The sequence below is a fragment of the Desulfobulbus alkaliphilus genome, from assembly GCF_016918545.1.
In the GTDB taxonomy this organism is placed as follows: domain Bacteria; phylum Desulfobacterota; class Desulfobulbia; order Desulfobulbales; family Desulfobulbaceae; genus Desulfobulbus; species Desulfobulbus alkaliphilus.
This window is the reverse complement of record NZ_JAFFQC010000249.1, coordinates 1-446: the sequence shown is the minus strand read 5'-3', so window position 1 is coordinate 446 and position 446 is coordinate 1. Positions and strand designations below refer to the sequence as shown.

1 protein-coding gene is annotated in these 446 nt (G+C 55.6%); it reads left to right on the top strand.

The window, feature by feature from the left end; translation table 11 throughout:
• Nucleotides 1-167: 167 nt before the first annotated feature.
• Nucleotides 168-446 (top strand): IPTL-CTERM sorting domain-containing protein (locus JWG43_RS18370; protein ID WP_205244373.1); only part of this gene is annotated, 279 nt, incomplete at its 3' end.

The window sequence follows — 446 nt, the reverse complement described above, 5'->3', positions numbered from 1 at the left end:
GTGTTGGGCAGTCCCTCTTGCCTTGTGACGGCTCCAAACTCTAATCATCGCGCAACCGCCGGCTTCATCGCCATCTTTTGTTTACGGAATACCGAACCTTGTAGTCGTTAAGAGTTTTGTTGCTAAGCTTCTGCTTGACCCTGGCCGCCGTTTCGCCAGCGGCCGCCATGCAAATTTTTGTCGCGACCGGGAGCAGCACGCTCACCCTTGATGTGGAACCGAGCGATTCCATCGAAAATGTGAAAATCCTGATCCAGGATCAAACCAGCATAGATCCGATGGACATGCGGCTCGTGTTCGCCGGGCGCGAACTGGATGACGGCCGCACGCTGGCCGATTACAATATTCAGAAGGAAAGTACGCTGCAGCTGTCGGTCGCAGCTCCTCCAGCCGCCATCCCGACTCTTTCCGAATGGGCGATGATCATCTTGGGCGTAGTTCTGGCG